Genomic DNA, 17,646 nt, shown 5'->3' with positions numbered 1-17,646 from the left:
CTCAGGACCTCAGGCGCTGACCCTCGGGGTCATGGAATACAGGCTTTGTGATGGTCACCGGGATCACCTCGTCTTTCAGCCGAACATGCGCGGTTTGCCCGTGTCGCTCCTGCCCGTTCTTCAGCAACGCCAGGCCAACCCAGCGATTGTTGACGACGCTCCAGACGCAGGCGGTAACCAATCCTTCGGTCGCTTCTTTGCGACCTTCAGGGGTTAGTGGCGCGCCTTCGGGCACTTGCTTGTCAGGGTCTTCGGGCAAGATGCCGACCAATTCCCGGCGTTCCCCTACCGCTTCACGGCGCAAGTGGACCGAGCGCTTGCCTAGGTAGTCGGGCTTTTTCTTCGACATTGCCCAACCCATGCCCAGGTCATAGGCGTCCACGGTACCGTCGACCTCGTGCCCCAGCGAAAGAAAGCCTTTTTCCACACGCAAGACATGGCTGGATTCCGATCCTACAGGCAGGATACCAAGGGGTGCACCAGCCTCCATCACCTTGTTCCACAAGGCGGCCATGTGGCGTGGGGCAACGTTGACCTCATAGGATAGCTCACCGGTGAAGCTGACGCGCACAACCCGCGCAGGGAACCCCGCAACCGTACCGTCCCGGAACGACATGAAGGGGAATGCCTCGGGCGACAGATCGATATCCGTAAACAGCGCGTGCATGACATCGCGCGCGCGGGGTCCACAAATGGTGGCGTTGTTCCACTGGCTTGTCACAGTTGTGATCATGACTTGCCAGTCAGGAAACTCGGTCTGAAGCAGCTTTTCCATGTGCTGGTTGACGGCGTCTGCATGGCCCGTTGAGGTCGAGATCATCCAGCGGTGCTGATCCAGCCGAAAGGCCACCCCGTCATCTATGATCAGACCATCATCCGACAACATAAGACCATAGCGACCATCGCCAGGCTTCAGGCTGGACATGATGTTCGAATACAGAAAATCCAGAAAGCGCGGAACATCGCGCCCTTTAAGCTCAAACGTGCCGAGCGGCGAACCGTCGTATACGCCAACGCCTTCACGCACCGCGCGGCATTCCCGGTTCACCGCCTCTTGCAGGCCCTCACCTGGTTTGGGAAAAAACCCCGGACGGCGCCATCGGGCACCAGCCTCATACATCACTGCGCCATAATCCTTGTTCCATTGGGTCACCGGCGTGTGCCGGTAGGGGAACAACACCGAGTCCTCACGCAGCCCCCCAATCGCACCGAATGAGACCGGCGTGTAGGGAGAGCGGAATGTCGTCGTGCCAAAATCTTGCAATGGAACGCCCTTTTGCAGAGCAACGGTGCCAATAATGTTGATATTGCCCGTCTTGCCCTGATCTATGCCCATCCCGCCAGTGGTGTAGCGTTTGACATGTTCCACGTTGTCATATCCTTCACGCAGCGCCAGATGCACATCGCTGACCGCAACATCGTTCTGAATATCCAGGAATGCCTTTCCGCGTTGCCCTGGCACATCTACGCGCCATAGCGGTTCAATCGAATAAGGCAGCTCTGAACCGTCATCGATGATCCGATCCAGTGTGAGATCCCCCGCCGCCGCGCCGACGGCCCGACAGGATTGAATCGGTTGATCGGGCAAAAACGCAGCGAGTTCTTCATCAAACCGAAGTGTGCTGCGGGACTGAGACCACAAATGCACGGTTGGGTTCCAGCCTCCGGAATGGGCCAGCAAGTCGCAGTCAATCCAGGTGCCTACGCCCCCGGACTTGGGAAAGGCCTTGACGGCACGGATGCTTTTGTACCCTCGGATATCGGCGGCTACTGTTCCGGCATGGACGGTTATCCCCGACACCAGATCAAGAGCTTCCCTTGGAACCGTGTCGCGGCTATCGAGGATCGCGTTAACCGTTACCTCAGCTGCGACCAGATCGGCGGCCACTGCGTAAGCGCTGTTGTTGTTGGTGAACAGAACCACACTCTGACCGGGTGTCACGCCCCAACGATTAACATAGGCCTGCACGGATGAGGCCAACATGACGCCCGGCCTGTCATTATTGGCAAACACCATCGACCGTTCCGTGGCCCCGGTGGCAATCACCACCTCAGCAACACGGACCCGCCAGTTGCGTTCTAGAATGCTGGCCTGATCTGGCTCGCGTTCATTGACGATCACTAGGTTGTGTTCGCGATAGGCCCATACGGTCGCGTTCTGAAGATGGGTGACGTTTGCCATTTGGCTTAGTTCTTCAACCGCTTCGCCCACCCAATCCATCGCCGGACGCCCGCCAATGGTCAGGGTGCGGTTCAGGAGGCTGCCGCCCGCTTCGGTTCCCTCGTCTGCGAGGAAGACTCGCTTGCCTGCCCGACCAGCCTCAAGTGCAGCTTGCAGGCCGGCGGGACCTGCACCTGCAATCAAGACATCTGCATGAGCGTAGCGCGCTTCGAAATGCCCCGATGAAGGCGGGTGCGCAGGCGCTGCTGCCAGCCCCGCCGCCTTGCGGATGTATGGTTCAAACAGTTGCCAGTTAGGCCATTTGAAAGTTTTGTAGTAGAAGCCCGCAGGAATAAAACGGGCAATCAATTGATTGATCCCGCCCAGATCAAACTCGGGCGATGGCCAGCAATTGACCGAGCGTGCATTCAGCCCTTCGCGCAATGGAACCGTGGTCGCTGGACGGTTGCCCGAGGCGTCCTCGCCTTCCAGCTCCACAAGCGTTCCTGGCTCTTCGGGACCGTGTCCGACAATGCCGCGTGGGCGGTGGTACTTGAAACTACGGGCTGTTACTCGCACCCCGTTTGCCAGCAAGGCCGAGGCCAGAGTGTCCCCTTCGAACCCTTCGTAAGTTTTCCCATTGAACTGGAACGTCAGAGGGCGGCTTCGATCAACACGACCACCCACTGCGCGGCGATTAATCTGAGCCATCGGGCACCTCCACAATGTCATGTGTCACGGTATCCCGCCAGATTGTCAGCCACTCGCCACAGCCCCGTGCGTGCCACCACCGCTCTTGCACAGGCCCCATCGGGTTGGGCGTTATGGTCAGGTATTCGACCCAATCAGCATCGCTGATGGCGTTGGTATCGGGTCGAGCAGCTCCGACCGGGCCGCCATAGACGAACTCGCTTTCATTGCGCTTGCCACAGAATGGGCAGGGGATGAGCATCAAGATCCTGTCCCTTCCTATCTCGCCGTCGTGGTGCCGGCTTCCATCACAAATTCTAGATGGCGGAAGCGGTCCAAAGTGAACGAGGCCATCAGCGGATGCGGCTCGCCTTTGGCGACCAGATGCGCAAGCGTCAGTCCGCCCGCAGGAATGGCTTTGTATCCGCCCCACCAGCCAGCGGTCACGAACAGCCCCGGTACCTCAGTCTGATCCATGATGGGCGAGGCATCATGGGCAATATCAAGATGCCCACCCCATTGGCGCATTAGTTTGAGTTTCTTGAAGCTCGGGAAAAGCGACAGCATCGCGGTCACAGTGTCTTCGAACACATGTTGCTTGATGTCGCGACGAAAGCTTTGCCCCATATCAGGAGCGCCGCCGATCACCATCTCGCCCTTGTCAGACTGGCTGAAATAGAACCCACTGTCCGGGCAATTTACGATGACATCCACCAAGGGCTTCACAGGCTCGGACACAAAGGCCGTCAGGTTCATCGTGCGCAATGGCAGCTTGAGCCCCGCTGTCTCGGTCAACGTCGTGGTATGGCCCGATACGGCCACCACAACCTTTTTCGCCCGCACGGTGCCGCGATTGGTCTCGACACCTTCGATGCGCCCATCAGCGCCACGGATCAATGCTTGCACGGCGGTCTGTTGTTGCATCTCGACCCCCATTGCATCCGCCGCGCGGGCATAGCCCCAGGCCACCGCATCATGACGGTTTACACCCGCATCTGTGTGGACCATTCCGCAGATGATCGGCAGGCGCGCATCTGGCCCGCCACCTGTCAGCGCAGGTATGCGTTTGCGCAATTCGTCTGTGGTGATCTGCTCATAGGTCGAGCCATAGATGTCCATGACCAATTGCCGACGCCGCAACTCTCGCAGTTTGGGCCAGGTCTGCACCACATCCACCATGGTACGCTTGGAATGCATCATGTTGAAGTTCAACTCATGCGTCAGCCCTTCGTACATCTCGACGGATTTGACGTAGAACGGGATCGACTCGTCACGCATGTAATTTGACCGAATCGTAACCGTATTGCGCGCTATGTTTCCGCCACCCAACCAGCCCCGTTCCAGCACGGCGACGTCGGTTATGCCAAACTCTTTGGCCAGATAATAAGCCGTGGCCAGCCCGTGACCCCCTGCCCCGATCACCACCACCTCGTACCGGTCTTTGAGCGGCAGGCTCCGCCAGGCTCGGGACCAGTTCTTATGACCAGAAATCGCGTTACGGGCGAGTGAAAATGCCGAGTATTTTTGCATAACGAGCACAATATTTATCAGAAAAAATATATCGTCAATAAATATATTTACCATTGCGCAAAAACTGCTTGGGCAATCAAAGGTCGGGGGCTACCATGGCGCATGACCTTCAAAATTGAACAGTTTCATCGGAATCTTGCTGGCAAATGGTCGGCCCGATCCCGCTGGCCCTGCTTCATCATAAACTGCCGCAGTTCACCCTCTCTCTGACTCCATGCAGACCGTGGCGCTTTGCGCCTGAATTCAAACCCGCCGGGAAATGAGGCGGAAGCTATGGATGGAAGAACTATGATTAACACACCGGATACAGATACTGTTCAGCAAGCGTATGCGCGCGACGGCGTCGTTTTATTGAGAAACATCCTCAGGGACGATTGGTTAAACAAGTTGCGTGATGCCGTGGACGAAGAGGTTAAAAAGGGTGACCGGTATTTTGCCTATAAAAATATGCGTGAAAAACCGAGTGTCTTTCAGGACTATTGTCTGAACTCAGATATTGGAAAGCGAGTGGCCGAGGTGGCGGGCAGCCCCTGGACTTCGTTGATCTATGACCAAATTTTCGTGAAAGAACCTGGCACACGCACCCAGACCGGCTGGCATACAGATCAGCCCTATTGGCCTGTGGCCGGTCCCATCATGACAATGTGGATCGCACTTGATCCTGTCGACCCAGACAATGGAGCGCTGGAATTTGTCCGTGGCTCGCACGCTTGGGGCGCAAAATACCGGCCTTTCAAAACTGACCAGCTTGGCAAGTTTCTTCACTATCTGGAAGAGGATAACCCGGACTATATCGACATGCCCGATTTCGAGGCGGATCGCACTAAATATGACATATTCCATCATGAACAGATGGAACCTGGCGATGCCCTGGCCTTCGATGGAATGACTGTGCATTCGGCGATGGGCAACCGCACCTCGACCCGTCGCAGGCGTGGATATGCGGTACGTTTTGCCGTTGAAGGTGCCACCTATGAACCGCGCGATAGCGTTACTGAATGGCTGCATGATGACGACCTGAAACCGGGTGCTCCCTTTGCCGGTGGGCGCTTCCCTGTCATCTATAGCAACACCTAAGATAAGGGGCCGGGAACTGGCCCCTGTTCAGGTTTCAGGCGTGCCGAATTGCACCCTCTGGCACAGCGGCCTCGGCCTCGATCGCTCGATCGAGCACGCGTCGGTATGTTTTTGCCCCGGCATCCAAACCCAGATCAATATGCGGTGTCTGAGCATTTTTCATGCCCTTGTGCACTTTTTCCAGCACATCTTTGTCTTCAAGAAACGCCATCCGGGCACCGTCATTCATGAACTTTGAAACCTCGGCATTGTCCGGATCAGAGTTGCGATGCTGGAACCAGAAATACCTGGTCTGATCCTCGTTGATTGGCGTCATGAAGTTGTAAGAGATGTTGATGAATGTCTCATCGACAGGATCTTTGTCATATCCACCCGTGCCAACCGGAGTATAGATGGACTTATTCAGCCCGATTGCGGGCATGCACATTTCGTAATGCTGCAAACGGTCGCAATCGCCGTCGAACGAGACCAGTTTGGCATAGTAAGGCGATGGTGGTTTGTTTTCGATCCAGCGCGAGACAATCACGCCGCGATCTGTCTTTTTGACGTCCAGAGGCTCTTCATCCGTTCCCGCGCCGGCGAATGACGAGACATGTACCCAGGCCACATGGCTGGGATCAAGCAGGTTGTCGCAAACCCAAAGATAATGGCAATCGATATCCATCACCCCGCCATCGGTTAGGCCCCAGCTCGTGTCATCAAAGTTTTCGATTGGGAAAATCAGGTCCGGATCAGCCAGTTCAGGATCGCCCATCCAGATCCAGAGCAGGCGATAGCGGTCGGCAACTGGATAAGACTTCACCACCGCGCGCCGAGGCGTCATCCCCCGCTGCGTTGGGCTGTCCGTACATTTGCCCGAACAATCGAATGTCAGCCCGTGGTAGCCGCATTCGACCAGATCCCCTTTCAGATTGCCATCGGATAGCGGGAGCTTGCGATGCGGGCAGGCATTCTCAAGCGCAACGGGCGTCCCATCCTGCTGACGATAGAGCACAATGTTCTCACCCAGATATGTCGCAGCCTTCAGTTCGCGCCCGATATCCTTGCTCCAGGCGGCAACATACCAGCAATTTCTGAGGTACATGGTTTGCTCTCCAATTTGATCAGTTGGCTTAGCGCCATTATGGCAGCGTCAGTGCAATACACCATTCTGGATTTGTAATGATACATATAAGGCAAGCTAATTCGGCAGCATTACCGACGGGGGCAGATCGGGCTGCGAAGCAACTTCGGCCTTGATCCAGTTCAGGAACTCGCTGACTTTTTGGCTGTCTTTGCTATCAGGGCGCCGGACGAGCCAATAGGAAAGTGGCGATTGAGTCAGTTGCTGAAACGGTCGCACCAGACGGCCATCGCACAACGCATCAATAACCAGCGGTTCGCGCCCAAGCGCCACCCCCAGCCCCTCAATCGCTGCCTGTATGACCATGTTTGATTGGCCCAATCGGCGCGTGCGCACTCCAGACGGCAATGTCAGATTGGTTTGCCGCGCCCAGAACTCCCATGTTGGGCTGGACGTACCATGGTGCAGATTTTCATCTACGAGCAGTGTGTGCTGTGACAAATCTTCAATGCGCTTCAATTCAGGCAACAGCGCGGGCGCGCAGACGGGAAACAGCCTTTCCCGCATAAGCAAATCCACTTCAAACCCGGGATATTCACCAAGACCATATCGAATGCCGATATCGGAATCTGCGCCGGAAAACGGATAGTATCCCGTATCCGTCGCGATCGAAATAGACAGGTCCGGGTGGGCCAAATCAAAGTGCAGAAGCCTTGGAAACAGCCAGTTGAATGCAAACCCCGGCAAGCATGAAATCACGATGGTCCGGTCCGCACGCGTTCGATCGCGAAGTTGCGCACACACATCTGAAATGCGGCCCAGCCCATCCGAGATTGCCTGCGCCAATTGCTCACCTTCGCGGGTAGGTCGCGATTGCCGCGCACCGCGCACCAGCAAATCCCGCCCAAGCCATTCCTCAAGCGATCTGACGTGCTGGCTGACGGCACTTTGGCTGACCCCCAGTTCCTCGGCGGCGGGTGAAAAGCCGGAATGGCGTACAACTGCCTCAAAGGCTCGCAGCGCGGAGTATGGCAGATTCAAGATCATATTAGTCATCCTAATGTCAGCCATTATCACTTTCAAATGGATTGCCGGCGGCCTTAGGCCGTAAGTTGATAATGTCAAGTAATCAGGAGATGTCGATGTCCGACATGACGCCAGAGCGGGGCGCTTACAATCTGCTGGTCAATTGCGCCCGCGCGGCGGCGGGTGAAAGGCTGCTGATTGCCTATGAACCTGCAGAGTTTGGATATTTCGACGCCGACAGCGTGAATGTTGTCAGTCAGGCGGCCTGTCAACTTGGGCTGGGGGTCGACACGGTTGATGTGGGCTTCAATCCGGGCAATCCGCAATTATCGCCTGATCTGCTTGCCCGGTTCGAAGCGGCAGACATCATTCTATTTCTGGCCCGTCTTGGGGATCAGTTGCGGTTCTCGGACATGCCGCAGGGTAAGAAAGTCATCGTTAGCTTCGCTTTAACCAAAGAAATGCTGGGATCTGGTTTCTCCAACGGCCACCACGATGCGTTCATGGAGCTTAAGGCCGATATCAACGCGGTCTTGGACGCGGCCAGCGAGGTGCGGATCACTTGCCCGTTGGGCACTGATGTAAGCGGTCGGCCGGTGATGAACCTGCAAGCCTCGGGCGACACCTCGATCCTGCGCTTTCCGATGTCAGTCTTTACCCCGGTTCCTGCCCACAGTTTCTCGGGCCGTGTGGCCATCAGTTTTCTGACGGGAACGGGGTCGAAGTATTACGATGACTACACCATCGAATTCGACCGCCCCGTCTTTGCGATGATGGAGAATGGGCGGCTGCAGCGTTTTGACGGCGATCCCGCCAACGCCGCACGGGCCGAGGCGCATTATGACCGGGTAGCCAATCAGTTGGGAATTGATCGCAATTTCGTGCACTCTTGGCATGCAGGTATCCATCCGGGCTGCGGCTACCCCTGGGATATGCGCGAAAACTATGAACGCTGGGGCGGCTCCGCTTTCGGAAATCCACGCATCCTGCATTTCCACACCTGCGGGGCGTACGCGCCCGGAGAAATCAGCTGGAACGTTATTGATCCTTCCATCGAAATCGATGGCGTAACTTATTGGGACCGCGGTACATTCCATGCCGAACGGCTGCCTTGCGGTCAATCAATCCTGGATCGGCACCCCTGCGCGGCCGCCCTGTTCGCCCATCCCGATCCGGATATCGGTCTGCGTGCAGTTGGCTGATCAATAGCGGCTTGATCGAATCACGAGCTGTGGAAATACTCTTAGATAATAGGGTCTGTTCGAGTTGGCCCTATGGTGCGGAGCACTCCCGTCTCCGGTGCCGGAATATGCGCAGAGGGCAAGACCCCCGCTCCGGCAAAATCATGGAAATCACATGTCAAAAGCTATTGTTACGCCGCTGACTCAGGCTCTGGCCGAAGGAAAACTGACGCGCGAAGAACTCAAAGGATTCATGCAACGCTCGAACGCGCACGGGTTACGTCATCTTGCAATGTGGATTTTAGTGCTGGCCTGCACGACAACATTGATCACCCTAGCCTGGAACAGTTGGCTGATTTGGCCCGCGATGTTTCTGCAAGGGGTCGTCTTGGTGCATCATTTCTCGCTTCAGCATGAGTGTGTGCACTATACCGTGTTTCGCACCCGGTGGTTGAATGATCTGGTTGGTCAGATTTGCGGGCTGATCATCATTCTGCCCCATCGGTTCTTCCGATACGAACATTGTGATCATCACACATATACGCAATTGAACGGAGAGGATCCCGAACTAATCCCGCTGCCCAAATCCCTTCGCGAGTACTTTCTGTACCTGTCAGCCCTGCCTTATTGGCGCGGTAAGTTCACTGAGCTGTTCCGACATGCCTTTGGGAAGCTCAGCAAGGCCGAGTTGAGTTTCATTCCCAAAGAGGAGCATCAGTCGGTCTATTGGGACGCGCGCCGCATGCTGGCCATTTACGCTTTGATCTTTCTGGCTATGGCCTTCACCGGATGGTGGGGATTGATCTGGTATTGGATCATACCCCTGTTTCTGGGTGAGCCGGTGATGCGATTCATACGAATGACCGAGCATGTCGGACGTCCCACCGTGGCGCAGATGTCAGAAAACACGCGCACCAATCTGGTGTCAAAGCCGATGTCATTTTTATGCTGGAATATGAACTATCATGCCGAACATCACTATGTCGCCTCAGTTCCCTTTCACGCTCTGCCCCGTCTGCATGAGAAGTTAAAGGATCATATCTTCGTCGAGAAAGGTGGATATCTGGCTGCGCATCGCGACATTCTGCGGCAGATCATGCAACGCAAAGCCGAGGCCTGAGAGATGGTGGCAGACAAATCTTGGCGCGATGTGATCGAGGCATCGAAGCTGGAAGAAAACTGGGTCACGCGGGTTCAGATCGGGCCGAGATTGATTGCAGTTTATGATACACCCAGCGGTGTCTATGCCTCGCTGGCATTGTGCAACCATGGTGGGGCTGATCTGTGTGACGGCTATTTTGATGGGCATGTTATCGAATGCCCATTGCACCAGGGCGCGTTCGATGTGCGTGATGGCAAGCCCGTTTCAGCGCCCGCGACCCGAGCAATGCGGGTTTTTGAGACACGGATTCAGGATGGAATGGTTCAGGTCCGAATGTGACCTGAACCTAGCGCTTGTCAGATCGTTTCTCTAGCCGCGCAAAGATGCGGCTGAGGCCGAAGCAGACGACAAAATAGAATGCAGCCGTTGTGATCCATGCCTCAAAGATCATCCGGGACGAAGCGACCAACTCGACGGTTTTGTAGGTCAGTTCCTGAACCGAGATCAGCGACAAGATCGAGCTGTCCTTGATTAGTGAGATGAACTGGTTGGCCAGCGGCGGCACGACCTTTTTCATCGCCTGCGGCAGCACGACATAGCGAAGCTCTTGCAAACGGCTCATCCCGATCGAGCGTGCAGCTTCGCGCTGACCTTTCGGGATCGACTGGATACCTGCTCGGACAATTTCGCCGACAAATGCGCTTTCAAACAGCGCCAGAACGATGACACCTGAGACAAGCGACGGAAAACGCCGCATCTCACCAAAGAAAAATGTCCAGATCTGGTTGTCTTCTTGCCGCGCAATTCCACGTGCCCAGCGTTCAAGGTTTAGTGCGTCGATCAGTTGCTGCGACAGGAAGAAAAAGAAAATAAAGACAACAACAACCGGTGGCACATTACGCAGAAATTCAAGATAAGTGCGTGCCAGCATGCGTATGGTCAGGTTGGCAGAACAGCGCGCGATCCCCAGAATTGTACCCAGAATGAGCGCCAAAATGCCGGAATAGATGCTGATACGAACCGTCGCCACCAAGCCTTGCAGCAATAGATTGGCAAAATACTCTTCTCGCCCAGTATGCCAGCCGACGATGTAGCTGGGGATCAATTCCCACCGCCACTTATAGTTCAGCGTACCTTCGATCGACAGCCAGATATATCCGAAGAAGGCGATCAATACCGCCACGATCAGATAATCTGGCCATCTGAGTTTTTTAAGAAATTCAGGCACCTGGGCGCTCCGCTTCAGGCCCGAGGGCGGCTGACCCGCCCCCGGCTAATTGGTTATTGGGCAACCTGGTCTGCCCACTCTTCAGTTGCGAACCAATAGTTGTGACGCTCTTCCAACCAACCCGACCGCCAGTTCTGAGCGATCCAATTGTTGAAAAAGTTCATGGCATCCGGATCGCCCTTGCGTACTCCGAACGCTTCGCCACGCGGATCATAGAGGTTATCGAACGGAACGGTCAGAGTTTCCGGATGGCGACCGGCCTCGCGGTTCGGCGTAGGTTGAGCCGCCATCGAAGCATGCGCGTTTCCGTTTAGCACTTCTTGCGTTGATGCACCGTCTTCATCAAACAACAGCAGCGTCGCGTTGGGGAAGTTTTCCGCGATCACCGTAGCTGGTGTCGCCCCGCGACGAGCGGCAAAGGTGACCTCAGGTTTATTGAAATCTTCCAAAGACATACCATCGGTCAACTGTTTGTTAGCCATAATAGCTAGGCCCGAATACGCGTAAGGATCGGTGAAGTTGATCGTCAAGTTTCGCTGCGCAGTCACCGACATGCCCGAGATGATCACGTCGAAATTGCCAGATACGAGCGCCGGGATGATGCCATCCCAGGCGGTCGGTACAAACTCGACCTCTACACCCATGTCCTCGGCCAGCTTGCGACCGACATCCAGTTCGAACCCGATCAGATCACCATTCTTGTCGCGCATCGACCACGGCACGAACAGCGAAAGACCAATCCGGATTACCCCATCCTGTTTGATCGTTTCAATCACACTTTCGCGGGACAGTTCCTGAGTCGCACTTTGCGCCCAGCCTGAGGTCGCCATGCCTGTTGCCACGACCGCGCCCAGGGCCGCCCCGAGCATTCTGCGAGATAGCTTCATCTTGGTTCTCCTTGTTGTCCGGTTGAGTTCTTGTGGTTATTGGTCGACGGCATATTTCTTCTCCAGATAGCTAACGCCAATCGACAGGATCAGGGTCACCACCAGATAGACCAGCGCGATGGTGAACCATATTTCGAAACTCATATACGTGTCGGATATGATATTGCGTCCGAATGTGGTGAGTTCGGCCACGGCAATGACGCTGACAATAGCCGAGGATTTAATCAAGTGGACGACCTCGCCCGTCATGGGCGGCAGCATAAAGCGAACAGATTGCGGTAGAATGATATATCTGTAGGTCTGATAGGGGGTCATACCGATAGACTTGGCCGCCTCCCACTGACCAGATGGGATGGCGTTGATCCCCGCCCGCAGGATTTCTGAAATCAAGGCTGAATGAAACACCGCCAAGGTCAAGATGCTGGCGGTATATCGATCAAATCCAAAGATAGGACCCAGGACATAATAGAACAGGTAAAGCAGAACCAGCAGCGGGATATTGCGGATCAGTTCAAGGTAGGCAACCGCGACAGCCGTACCAATCACCAAGCCCGACAAGCGCAGTAGCGCCACCAGTAACCCGATGACGGTTGCCAGCAGAAACGATATGACGGACAGTTTGATCGTGGCGACCAGTCCGATGGGAATTTCGCCCCACTCGAACCCAATCTCGGTGTTGCGGTACAGGAATTGGGGCACGCGATACCACTGCCAATTATAGCCCATACCCTGCGCGCCAACATATGACCCGTAGGCGATCAACCCGACAATAACCGCATAGATCACGACGGACACTAACACCGAGCCAAAGAACCGCTTGTATAGTGGCGGCTTCGGCAGCGCTTGCCCGCGTCCCTGTGATATGCCCAGATCGGTCACGTTAGTGTTCCAATATCTGGTTCAGGAATAGACGGCAGCGCTCGCTTGACGGGTTGGTGAAGAACTGATCGGGCGGCGAGATTTCAACGATCTGCCCCGCCTCCATAAAGACCATCGTGTCGGCGACCTTGCGCGCAAACCCCATCTCATGCGTGACAACCACCATGGTCATGCCCGTATCGGCCAGTTCAACCATCACATCCAGCACCTCATTGATCATTTCGGGATCAAGCGCGGATGTCGGTTCATCAAACAGCATGATCCGTGTTTCCATGCATAAGGACCGCGCGATCGCGACGCGCTGTTGCTGCCCCCCCGACAATTGCGCCGGGTACTTGTCGGCCTGCTCGGGGATGTGAACGCGATCAAGATAGTTGCGCGCGGTTTCCTCGGCCTGCGCCTTGGATAGCTTGCGCACCTTCATCGGTCCGATCATCAGGTTTTCAAGCACAGTCAGGTGCGGAAACAGGTTGAACCGCTGGAAGACCATGCCGACTTCCTGTCGCAGTTCACGGATTTCCTTGGCACCTTCATAGACTTCGATCCCATCGATCACGAGACGCCCGGAATTATGCCACTCTAACCCGTTGAAACAGCGGATCAGCGTGGATTTTCCTGATCCGGACGGGCCGCAGATTACCACCTTCTCGCCCTGATGAACGGTCAGATCGATGTTCTTGAGCGCATGGAAATTCCCATAGAACTTATCCAGATTGGTCACTTCGATCATGGGGGAGAGCTGTGTCATGCCGAACCTGTCAAGATGCGGATCAGCTGGCGTCGCTGATCTATGACGCTGTGGTAGTGCGATCGCAACATGAGGTCATGCACGCATGCGCACGAAGTCATTCGCGGCGATTCAGGCAGAGTGGAGAGATCTGGCAAAGCTTCAGAATCCTCAAATTCGTTGCGCGCTGTTCAATATGGTTGCTTAATGTGCAATATTCGTCAATAAAAAACTCAGCCGAACGGCACACGCCGCGAAAATAGAAACAGAAAACACGAGAGGAAACGTGAATGTCCGCCTGGATTCGGATGATATCTGACGAAGATGCCGACGAGCACCTGAGAGCGACTCTGGATCTGGCGCGCACACCACACGGGACCGTGGACAACGTGATGCGCGTGCATTCACTGCGTCCCAACACCATGAAAGGTCACGTCATTCTGTATCGCGCGTGCCTGCATGATGAAGCCAATTCCATACCCATGTGGTTTCAGGAAGTCATCAGCTCTTACGTATCGACGTTGAACACCTGCCCCTATTCTTATGCCAACCATTGGGCAAACGCCCGACATCTGATCGGTGACGACGCACGCGCCGACGCAATCGAGGCCGCGTTAAAGGCCCATCGTCCGCAGGACGCATTTGAAGGTGCGCAGTTGGCCGCGCTGATCTATGCGCAAAAGCTGACCCTGTCGCCGGGTGCAATGGAGGAATCCGAAGTTCGCGCATTGAAAGATGCCGGCTGGGAAGACGGAGAGATTCTCGAGATCAACCAGATCGTCGGATATTTCAATTATGCCAACCGATTGCTGAATGGTCTGGGTGTCACAACGGAAGGGGACGTGGTGGGCTACTACGCCGAGGATTGACGGATTGAATCATGCACGATGACACGCCGGGAAGACAGATTGATCGCGCTATTGGTGCCTCGCTCAGGGAGCTGCGCCAAAGCCGCAAGCAATCCGCCCGTCGGTTGGCAGAACAGTCTGGTATCTCGGCTGCAATGGTCAGCCGTATCGAAAACGGGTTGGTCTCTCCGTCAATCGATACACTGGCTGCACTTGCCGAAGCGTTAGAGGTACCAATCGTATCGCTGTTTCGCGAAGCACGGACAGACCACACCGACTATACGCTGGTTCGCCATGGCGAAGGGCTAAAGTCTACGCGACTGGCGGGCGGCCATTCGCACGAATACGTCAACCTTGCGCTGCATTCCCGGAAGGACCTGCGCTTTCAGGCCCGTCGTGTCACGTTGTTGCGCGACGAGGGGCAGCCACCCACTTATGTCGGCCATGGCGTCGTGTTTGTTCAGGTTCTCGAAGGGCAGGCCATCTATCGTTATGGCGAGGCCCGATTTACTCTTTCAGCAGGAGACAGCATCAGCGTCGATGCAGAGCTGAATCACGGCTTCGAAGAAGTCCTAACGCCAGAGTTCGTATTCCTGACCGTTCAGGCCGAACGTCCGTAGTGGCCAGTTGATATGGCCATCCCAACTGAAATTGATCTGACGCGCGGGCCAATCTCGACCCATTTCCGAACCCTGGCGATCCCGGGCGCAATCGGGATGTTGTTCAACACTCTCTACAACGTTGTCGACATGTTCTTCGCCGGCCTTCTCTCGACCAGCGCACAGGCTGGATTGGCATTAGGGTTTCAGGCTTTTTTCATTGCCATTTCGGTCGGGGTCGGGTTGGGTGCCGCGATGAGCGCGCTGGTCGGCAACGCGTTAGGCGCTGGAGACACTCGCGCAGCGCGGCGTTTTGCAGCACAGGGAATGATCTATGGTTTCATTGCAGCCTGTGTCCTGGCGGCGGCGGGTCTCTGGTACGGCCCTGCGCTGATAAATCTGGTTTCGGAACCGGGACCTTATCGCGATGCAGGTTTACGTTATTTCCACTGGCTCCTATTGGCCTTGCCCGGATTTCTTCTGGCCTTCGGTTGCAATGGCATTCTTCAGGCACATGGTGACGCGGTATCGATGCAACGCGCCCTCATGGTGGCGTTTTTTGCCAATATCGGTCTGAACCCCCTATTGATCTACGGCATTCCGGGCGTGATCCCGGGCATCGGATTTGATGGCCTCGCTGTATCGACGGTGATCAGCCAGACCGGTGTGATGGTGTTTCTGATCCGTCAGGTCCTCAGACGCCGCAGGATGAGGCGCATGCGCCCCCGAAACTTCATTCCGCGCCTACAGAAGTTCAAGGAGATCTCGGTTCAGGTACTTCCCACAGCGACATCTTTCTTCGTGATGCTGCTGTCAGGTTTCGTCATGCAGTTCGCCCTGAAAATCTTTGGAGAGCACGCAATCGCTGGCTTTGGCATTGCCATTCGGCTTGAGCAGATTTTGCTTTTGCCGGTGCTGGGGGTCACGGGGGCACTGCTACCCATCGCGTCCCAGAATTTCGGTGCCCGCGACTATGAAAGGGTACGCGAGGCACTGTTTTATTGCTGGAAAGTCGGGTTCATCATGACCGCCATCGCAGCCCCCATATTGTGGATTTTTGGCCGCCTTATGATGGGCTTTTTCACCGACGATCCCGAAGTGATCCGCGTCGGACTTAGCTATCTACGTGTCGATAGTCTGATCCTCCCGGTCTACATGATGCTTTTTTCCATCAACTCGCTATTGCAAGCCTTGAAGCGACCGATCTGGACCGTGTGGATTAGCCTATATCGTCAAGGATTTGGCGTCGCCTTTTTTGTCTGGATTTTCGTCGGCCTGCTCGGTTTTAACGAAATTGGTGTCTGGTTCGGCACCGCAGGTGCCGTGGTGACTGGCTGGATGATCGCATTGCTGATGACGTCCCATGTGGCTCAAAAAGAGCTGGGCGGGCTTTGGCTCAGGACGAGAACCGATCTGGGCTGAAGGCTTCTATATCGATGTCCGGTGATCTGCCAGCAATTACATCTGCGATTATCCGCGCCGTCGTCGCGCCTAGTGTCAGGCCAAGCTGTCCGTGACCCGTCGCAAAGGCGACGTTAGCCAGTCGCCTGCTGCGGCCAATGATCGGACGTGTGTCCGGTGTAAACGGGCGGCGACCCATCCGGCGTTCCGCACTATCGGTCTTCAAACCCGGTAATACGCGGCATGCACGCCTGACCAGCACATCGGCTCGGTTCCAATTCGGCTGCGCGTTCAGGTCGGCAAATTCTGCGGTACCAGCCACTGCCAGCGCCTGCTGATACGGTGTAATGCCAAACCCACCTTTGGCATAAAACACCGTGTGGCGGAGCTCGACCCCGCTATCTTTCAACGCAGTCGAATATCCGATCACCCCTTCCATCCTCAATTGAACACCCAGCGTCTTGGCCAAGATTCTAGACGGCGTTCCCGCAGCGATGACGAAATCATCTGCGCTGATCGATCGCCCATCGCTCAGCTTCACGCTTTTCACATGTTGTCCGTCCTGCGTAAAACCGATTGCTCTTCCTGCCACGACTGCCCCACCGCGGCTGCTAAAACTCTGCGTCAGCGTTTCAACCAATACCTTAGGGTCCGTCACAAAACTCCAGTCTCTAAGCAAAGCTGCATGTTTGAAATCAGATGCTATTGCAGGATCGATTTCATGCGCTTCCTGACCCGTAACTTGATCAATTGTGCAACCCAGCTCACGCGCTAGTTCAAAAGCTGCGCGCATGGTCGCAAGGTCATTGTCGTCGTCAAACAACTTGATTACCGGCCGTTCGACCAAAAGCTCAGGATGGCCTACATCTAAAAGCTGAGCCTTGAAATCCGCTGTTGCAGCAAACGTAAGTCTTGCCAGATCGGAGGCGATTGCACGCATTTTCGAGCGACGCGCATTGGCGGTAAACCGTGCAAACCACGGCAGCAGCTTCACTGCTGAAGCCGGGCGCAGTGTCAACGGGGCCTCGGCATCCAGCAACCAGCCCGGCACTTTCATCAGCATCCCCGGCTGCGACAGCGGCACGATCTCACCCACTGCGATACACCCGCAGGAAGCCCAACTCGCGCCCTCACCAACCGGACCCGGTTCTACGACGGTGACCTCGTGGCCCTGCGACTGCAATGTCAGCGCACAGGATATTCCGACGATGCCGCCGCCAATTACAACCACCCGTGCCATTACTGGG

General features: G+C 55.7%; 17 protein-coding genes. 7 read left to right on the top strand and 10 right to left on the bottom strand.

The genetic code is table 11. The annotated features are described in order from the left end of the window. Position 1: 1 nt before the first annotated feature. From ACRZ9U_RS17255 to ACRZ9U_RS17245, 3 genes are read right to left on the bottom strand one after another with little or no spacing between them, the layout of a single operon-like run. Positions 2-2,872, bottom strand: coding sequence for a 2Fe-2S iron-sulfur cluster-binding protein (locus ACRZ9U_RS17255; RefSeq protein ID WP_170407035.1), 2,871 nt, complete (start codon positions 2,870-2,872; stop codon positions 2-4). Next, positions 2,859-3,113: a sarcosine oxidase subunit delta gene (locus ACRZ9U_RS17250; RefSeq protein WP_480902490.1), complete on the bottom strand. Its 255-nt coding sequence runs from the start codon at positions 3,111-3,113 to the stop codon at positions 2,859-2,861. Before ACRZ9U_RS17250 ends, ACRZ9U_RS17255 begins: the two co-directional genes overlap by 14 nt. A gap of 17 nt (positions 3,114-3,130) precedes the next feature. After that, positions 3,131-4,381: an FAD-dependent oxidoreductase gene (locus ACRZ9U_RS17245; RefSeq protein WP_170407029.1), complete on the bottom strand. Its 1,251-nt coding sequence runs from the start codon at positions 4,379-4,381 to the stop codon at positions 3,131-3,133. Between the two features lie 273 nt (positions 4,382-4,654). Between ACRZ9U_RS17245 and ACRZ9U_RS17240 the strand changes: the two genes are divergently transcribed. Continuing rightward, on the top strand, positions 4,655-5,458 hold the full coding sequence (locus tag ACRZ9U_RS17240; RefSeq protein WP_480735147.1) for a phytanoyl-CoA dioxygenase family protein: 804 nt from the start codon (positions 4,655-4,657) through the stop codon (positions 5,456-5,458). 34 nt (positions 5,459-5,492) lie between these two features. On the opposite strand, the gene ACRZ9U_RS17235 is transcribed toward ACRZ9U_RS17240, so the two are convergent. Both ACRZ9U_RS17235 and ACRZ9U_RS17230 read right to left on the bottom strand, forming a co-directional pair. Further along, the gene (locus ACRZ9U_RS17235; protein ID WP_170407024.1) at positions 5,493-6,542 is read right to left on the bottom strand and encodes an aromatic ring-hydroxylating oxygenase subunit alpha; all 1,050 of its coding nucleotides are present in this window, start codon (positions 6,540-6,542) and stop codon (positions 5,493-5,495) included. 96 nt (positions 6,543-6,638) lie between these two features. After that, positions 6,639-7,568, bottom strand: a complete 930-nt coding sequence (locus tag ACRZ9U_RS17230; RefSeq protein WP_170407021.1) for a LysR substrate-binding domain-containing protein — start codon at positions 7,566-7,568, stop codon at positions 6,639-6,641. A 71-nt stretch (positions 7,569-7,639) separates the two neighbouring features. Here ACRZ9U_RS17230 and ACRZ9U_RS17225 point away from each other — a divergent pair, with 71 nt between their 5' ends. The 3 genes from ACRZ9U_RS17225 to ACRZ9U_RS17215 all read left to right on the top strand — a co-directional run bounded on the left by ACRZ9U_RS17225 (position 7,640) and on the right by ACRZ9U_RS17215 (position 10,169). Beyond that, entirely contained in the window at positions 7,640-8,749 is a 1,110-nt protein-coding gene (locus ACRZ9U_RS17225; RefSeq protein WP_480886652.1) for a hypothetical protein, read from the top strand. A 154-nt stretch (positions 8,750-8,903) separates the two neighbouring features. Next, positions 8,904-9,848, top strand: a complete 945-nt coding sequence (locus tag ACRZ9U_RS17220) for a fatty acid desaturase family protein (protein ID WP_170407019.1) — start codon at positions 8,904-8,906, stop codon at positions 9,846-9,848. A gap of 3 nt (positions 9,849-9,851) precedes the next feature. Then, entirely contained in the window at positions 9,852-10,169 is a 318-nt protein-coding gene (locus ACRZ9U_RS17215; RefSeq protein WP_170407016.1) for a non-heme iron oxygenase ferredoxin subunit, read from the top strand. Positions 10,170-10,176: 7 nt separating this feature from the next. Here the strand turns inward: ACRZ9U_RS17215 and ACRZ9U_RS17210 are convergent, their stop codons facing one another. Genes ACRZ9U_RS17210 through ACRZ9U_RS17195 form a run of 4 tightly spaced genes read right to left on the bottom strand, consistent with a single transcriptional unit; the run spans position 10,177 to position 13,572 of the window. After that, the gene (locus ACRZ9U_RS17210; protein ID WP_170407012.1) at positions 10,177-11,058 is read right to left on the bottom strand and encodes an amino acid ABC transporter permease; all 882 of its coding nucleotides are present in this window, start codon (positions 11,056-11,058) and stop codon (positions 10,177-10,179) included. Positions 11,059-11,111: 53 nt separating this feature from the next. Beyond that, a complete protein-coding gene (locus tag ACRZ9U_RS17205) occupies positions 11,112-11,945 on the bottom strand; it encodes a transporter substrate-binding domain-containing protein (protein WP_170393843.1) in 834 nt (277 codons plus the stop codon). Positions 11,946-11,981: 36 nt separating this feature from the next. After that, the gene (locus ACRZ9U_RS17200; RefSeq protein ID WP_170407009.1) at positions 11,982-12,824 is read right to left on the bottom strand and encodes an amino acid ABC transporter permease; all 843 of its coding nucleotides are present in this window, start codon (positions 12,822-12,824) and stop codon (positions 11,982-11,984) included. A gap of 1 nt (position 12,825) precedes the next feature. Further along, positions 12,826-13,572 (bottom strand): amino acid ABC transporter ATP-binding protein, encoded by a 747-nt coding sequence (locus ACRZ9U_RS17195; protein WP_480902483.1) that lies wholly within the window; start codon positions 13,570-13,572, stop codon positions 12,826-12,828. A gap of 269 nt (positions 13,573-13,841) precedes the next feature. On the opposite strand from ACRZ9U_RS17195, the gene ACRZ9U_RS17190 reads away from it, so the two are divergent. Genes ACRZ9U_RS17190 through ACRZ9U_RS17180 form a run of 3 tightly spaced genes read left to right on the top strand, consistent with a single transcriptional unit; the run spans position 13,842 to position 16,420 of the window. Beyond that, positions 13,842-14,420: a carboxymuconolactone decarboxylase family protein gene (locus tag ACRZ9U_RS17190; RefSeq protein ID WP_170393839.1), complete on the top strand. Its 579-nt coding sequence runs from the start codon at positions 13,842-13,844 to the stop codon at positions 14,418-14,420. A gap of 11 nt (positions 14,421-14,431) precedes the next feature. Further along, positions 14,432-15,019: a helix-turn-helix transcriptional regulator gene (locus ACRZ9U_RS17185; RefSeq protein WP_170393837.1), complete on the top strand. Its 588-nt coding sequence runs from the start codon at positions 14,432-14,434 to the stop codon at positions 15,017-15,019. Between the two features lie 12 nt (positions 15,020-15,031). After that, the gene (locus tag ACRZ9U_RS17180; protein ID WP_170407006.1) at positions 15,032-16,420 is read left to right on the top strand and encodes an MATE family efflux transporter; all 1,389 of its coding nucleotides are present in this window, start codon (positions 15,032-15,034) and stop codon (positions 16,418-16,420) included. Here ACRZ9U_RS17180 and ACRZ9U_RS17175 read toward each other — a convergent pair. Then, positions 16,395-17,639 carry an FAD-dependent oxidoreductase gene (locus ACRZ9U_RS17175; protein WP_170407003.1) on the bottom strand — a complete coding sequence of 415 codons (1,245 nt, stop codon included), beginning with the start codon at positions 17,637-17,639 and terminating at the stop codon, positions 16,395-16,397. The genes ACRZ9U_RS17180 and ACRZ9U_RS17175 overlap by 26 nt on opposite strands. Positions 17,640-17,646 lie beyond the last annotated feature (7 nt).

The sequence above is a fragment of the Ruegeria sp. D7 genome, from assembly GCF_056534355.1.
Note: the sequence above shows the minus strand (reverse complement) of the source record. Positions and strands in the feature narration are given on the sequence as shown.

Coding starts and splice junctions, on each gene's coding strand:
- ACRZ9U_RS17255 (WP_170407035.1), bottom strand. CDS start 2,872: ATGGCTCAGATTAATCGCCGCGCAGTGGGTGGTCGTGTTGATCGAAGC.
- ACRZ9U_RS17250 (WP_480902490.1), bottom strand. CDS start 3,113: ATGCTCATCCCCTGCCCATTCTGTGGCAAGCGCAATGAAAGCGAGTTC.
- ACRZ9U_RS17245 (WP_170407029.1), bottom strand. CDS start 4,381: ATGCAAAAATACTCGGCATTTTCACTCGCCCGTAACGCGATTTCTGGT.
- ACRZ9U_RS17240 (WP_480735147.1), top strand. CDS start 4,655: ATGGATGGAAGAACTATGATTAACACACCGGATACAGATACTGTTCAG.
- ACRZ9U_RS17235 (WP_170407024.1), bottom strand. CDS start 6,542: ATGTACCTCAGAAATTGCTGGTATGTTGCCGCCTGGAGCAAGGATATC.
- ACRZ9U_RS17230 (WP_170407021.1), bottom strand. CDS start 7,568: ATGATCTTGAATCTGCCATACTCCGCGCTGCGAGCCTTTGAGGCAGTT.
- ACRZ9U_RS17225 (WP_480886652.1), top strand. CDS start 7,640: ATGTCAAGTAATCAGGAGATGTCGATGTCCGACATGACGCCAGAGCGG.
- ACRZ9U_RS17220 (WP_170407019.1), top strand. CDS start 8,904: ATGTCAAAAGCTATTGTTACGCCGCTGACTCAGGCTCTGGCCGAAGGA.
- ACRZ9U_RS17215 (WP_170407016.1), top strand. CDS start 9,852: ATGGTGGCAGACAAATCTTGGCGCGATGTGATCGAGGCATCGAAGCTG.
- ACRZ9U_RS17205 (WP_170393843.1), bottom strand. CDS start 11,945: ATGAAGCTATCTCGCAGAATGCTCGGGGCGGCCCTGGGCGCGGTCGTG.
- ACRZ9U_RS17195 (WP_480902483.1), bottom strand. CDS start 13,572: ATGACACAGCTCTCCCCCATGATCGAAGTGACCAATCTGGATAAGTTC.
- ACRZ9U_RS17190 (WP_170393839.1), top strand. CDS start 13,842: ATGTCCGCCTGGATTCGGATGATATCTGACGAAGATGCCGACGAGCAC.
- ACRZ9U_RS17185 (WP_170393837.1), top strand. CDS start 14,432: ATGCACGATGACACGCCGGGAAGACAGATTGATCGCGCTATTGGTGCC.
- ACRZ9U_RS17180 (WP_170407006.1), top strand. CDS start 15,032: ATGGCCATCCCAACTGAAATTGATCTGACGCGCGGGCCAATCTCGACC.
- ACRZ9U_RS17175 (WP_170407003.1), bottom strand. CDS start 17,639: ATGGCACGGGTGGTTGTAATTGGCGGCGGCATCGTCGGAATATCCTGT.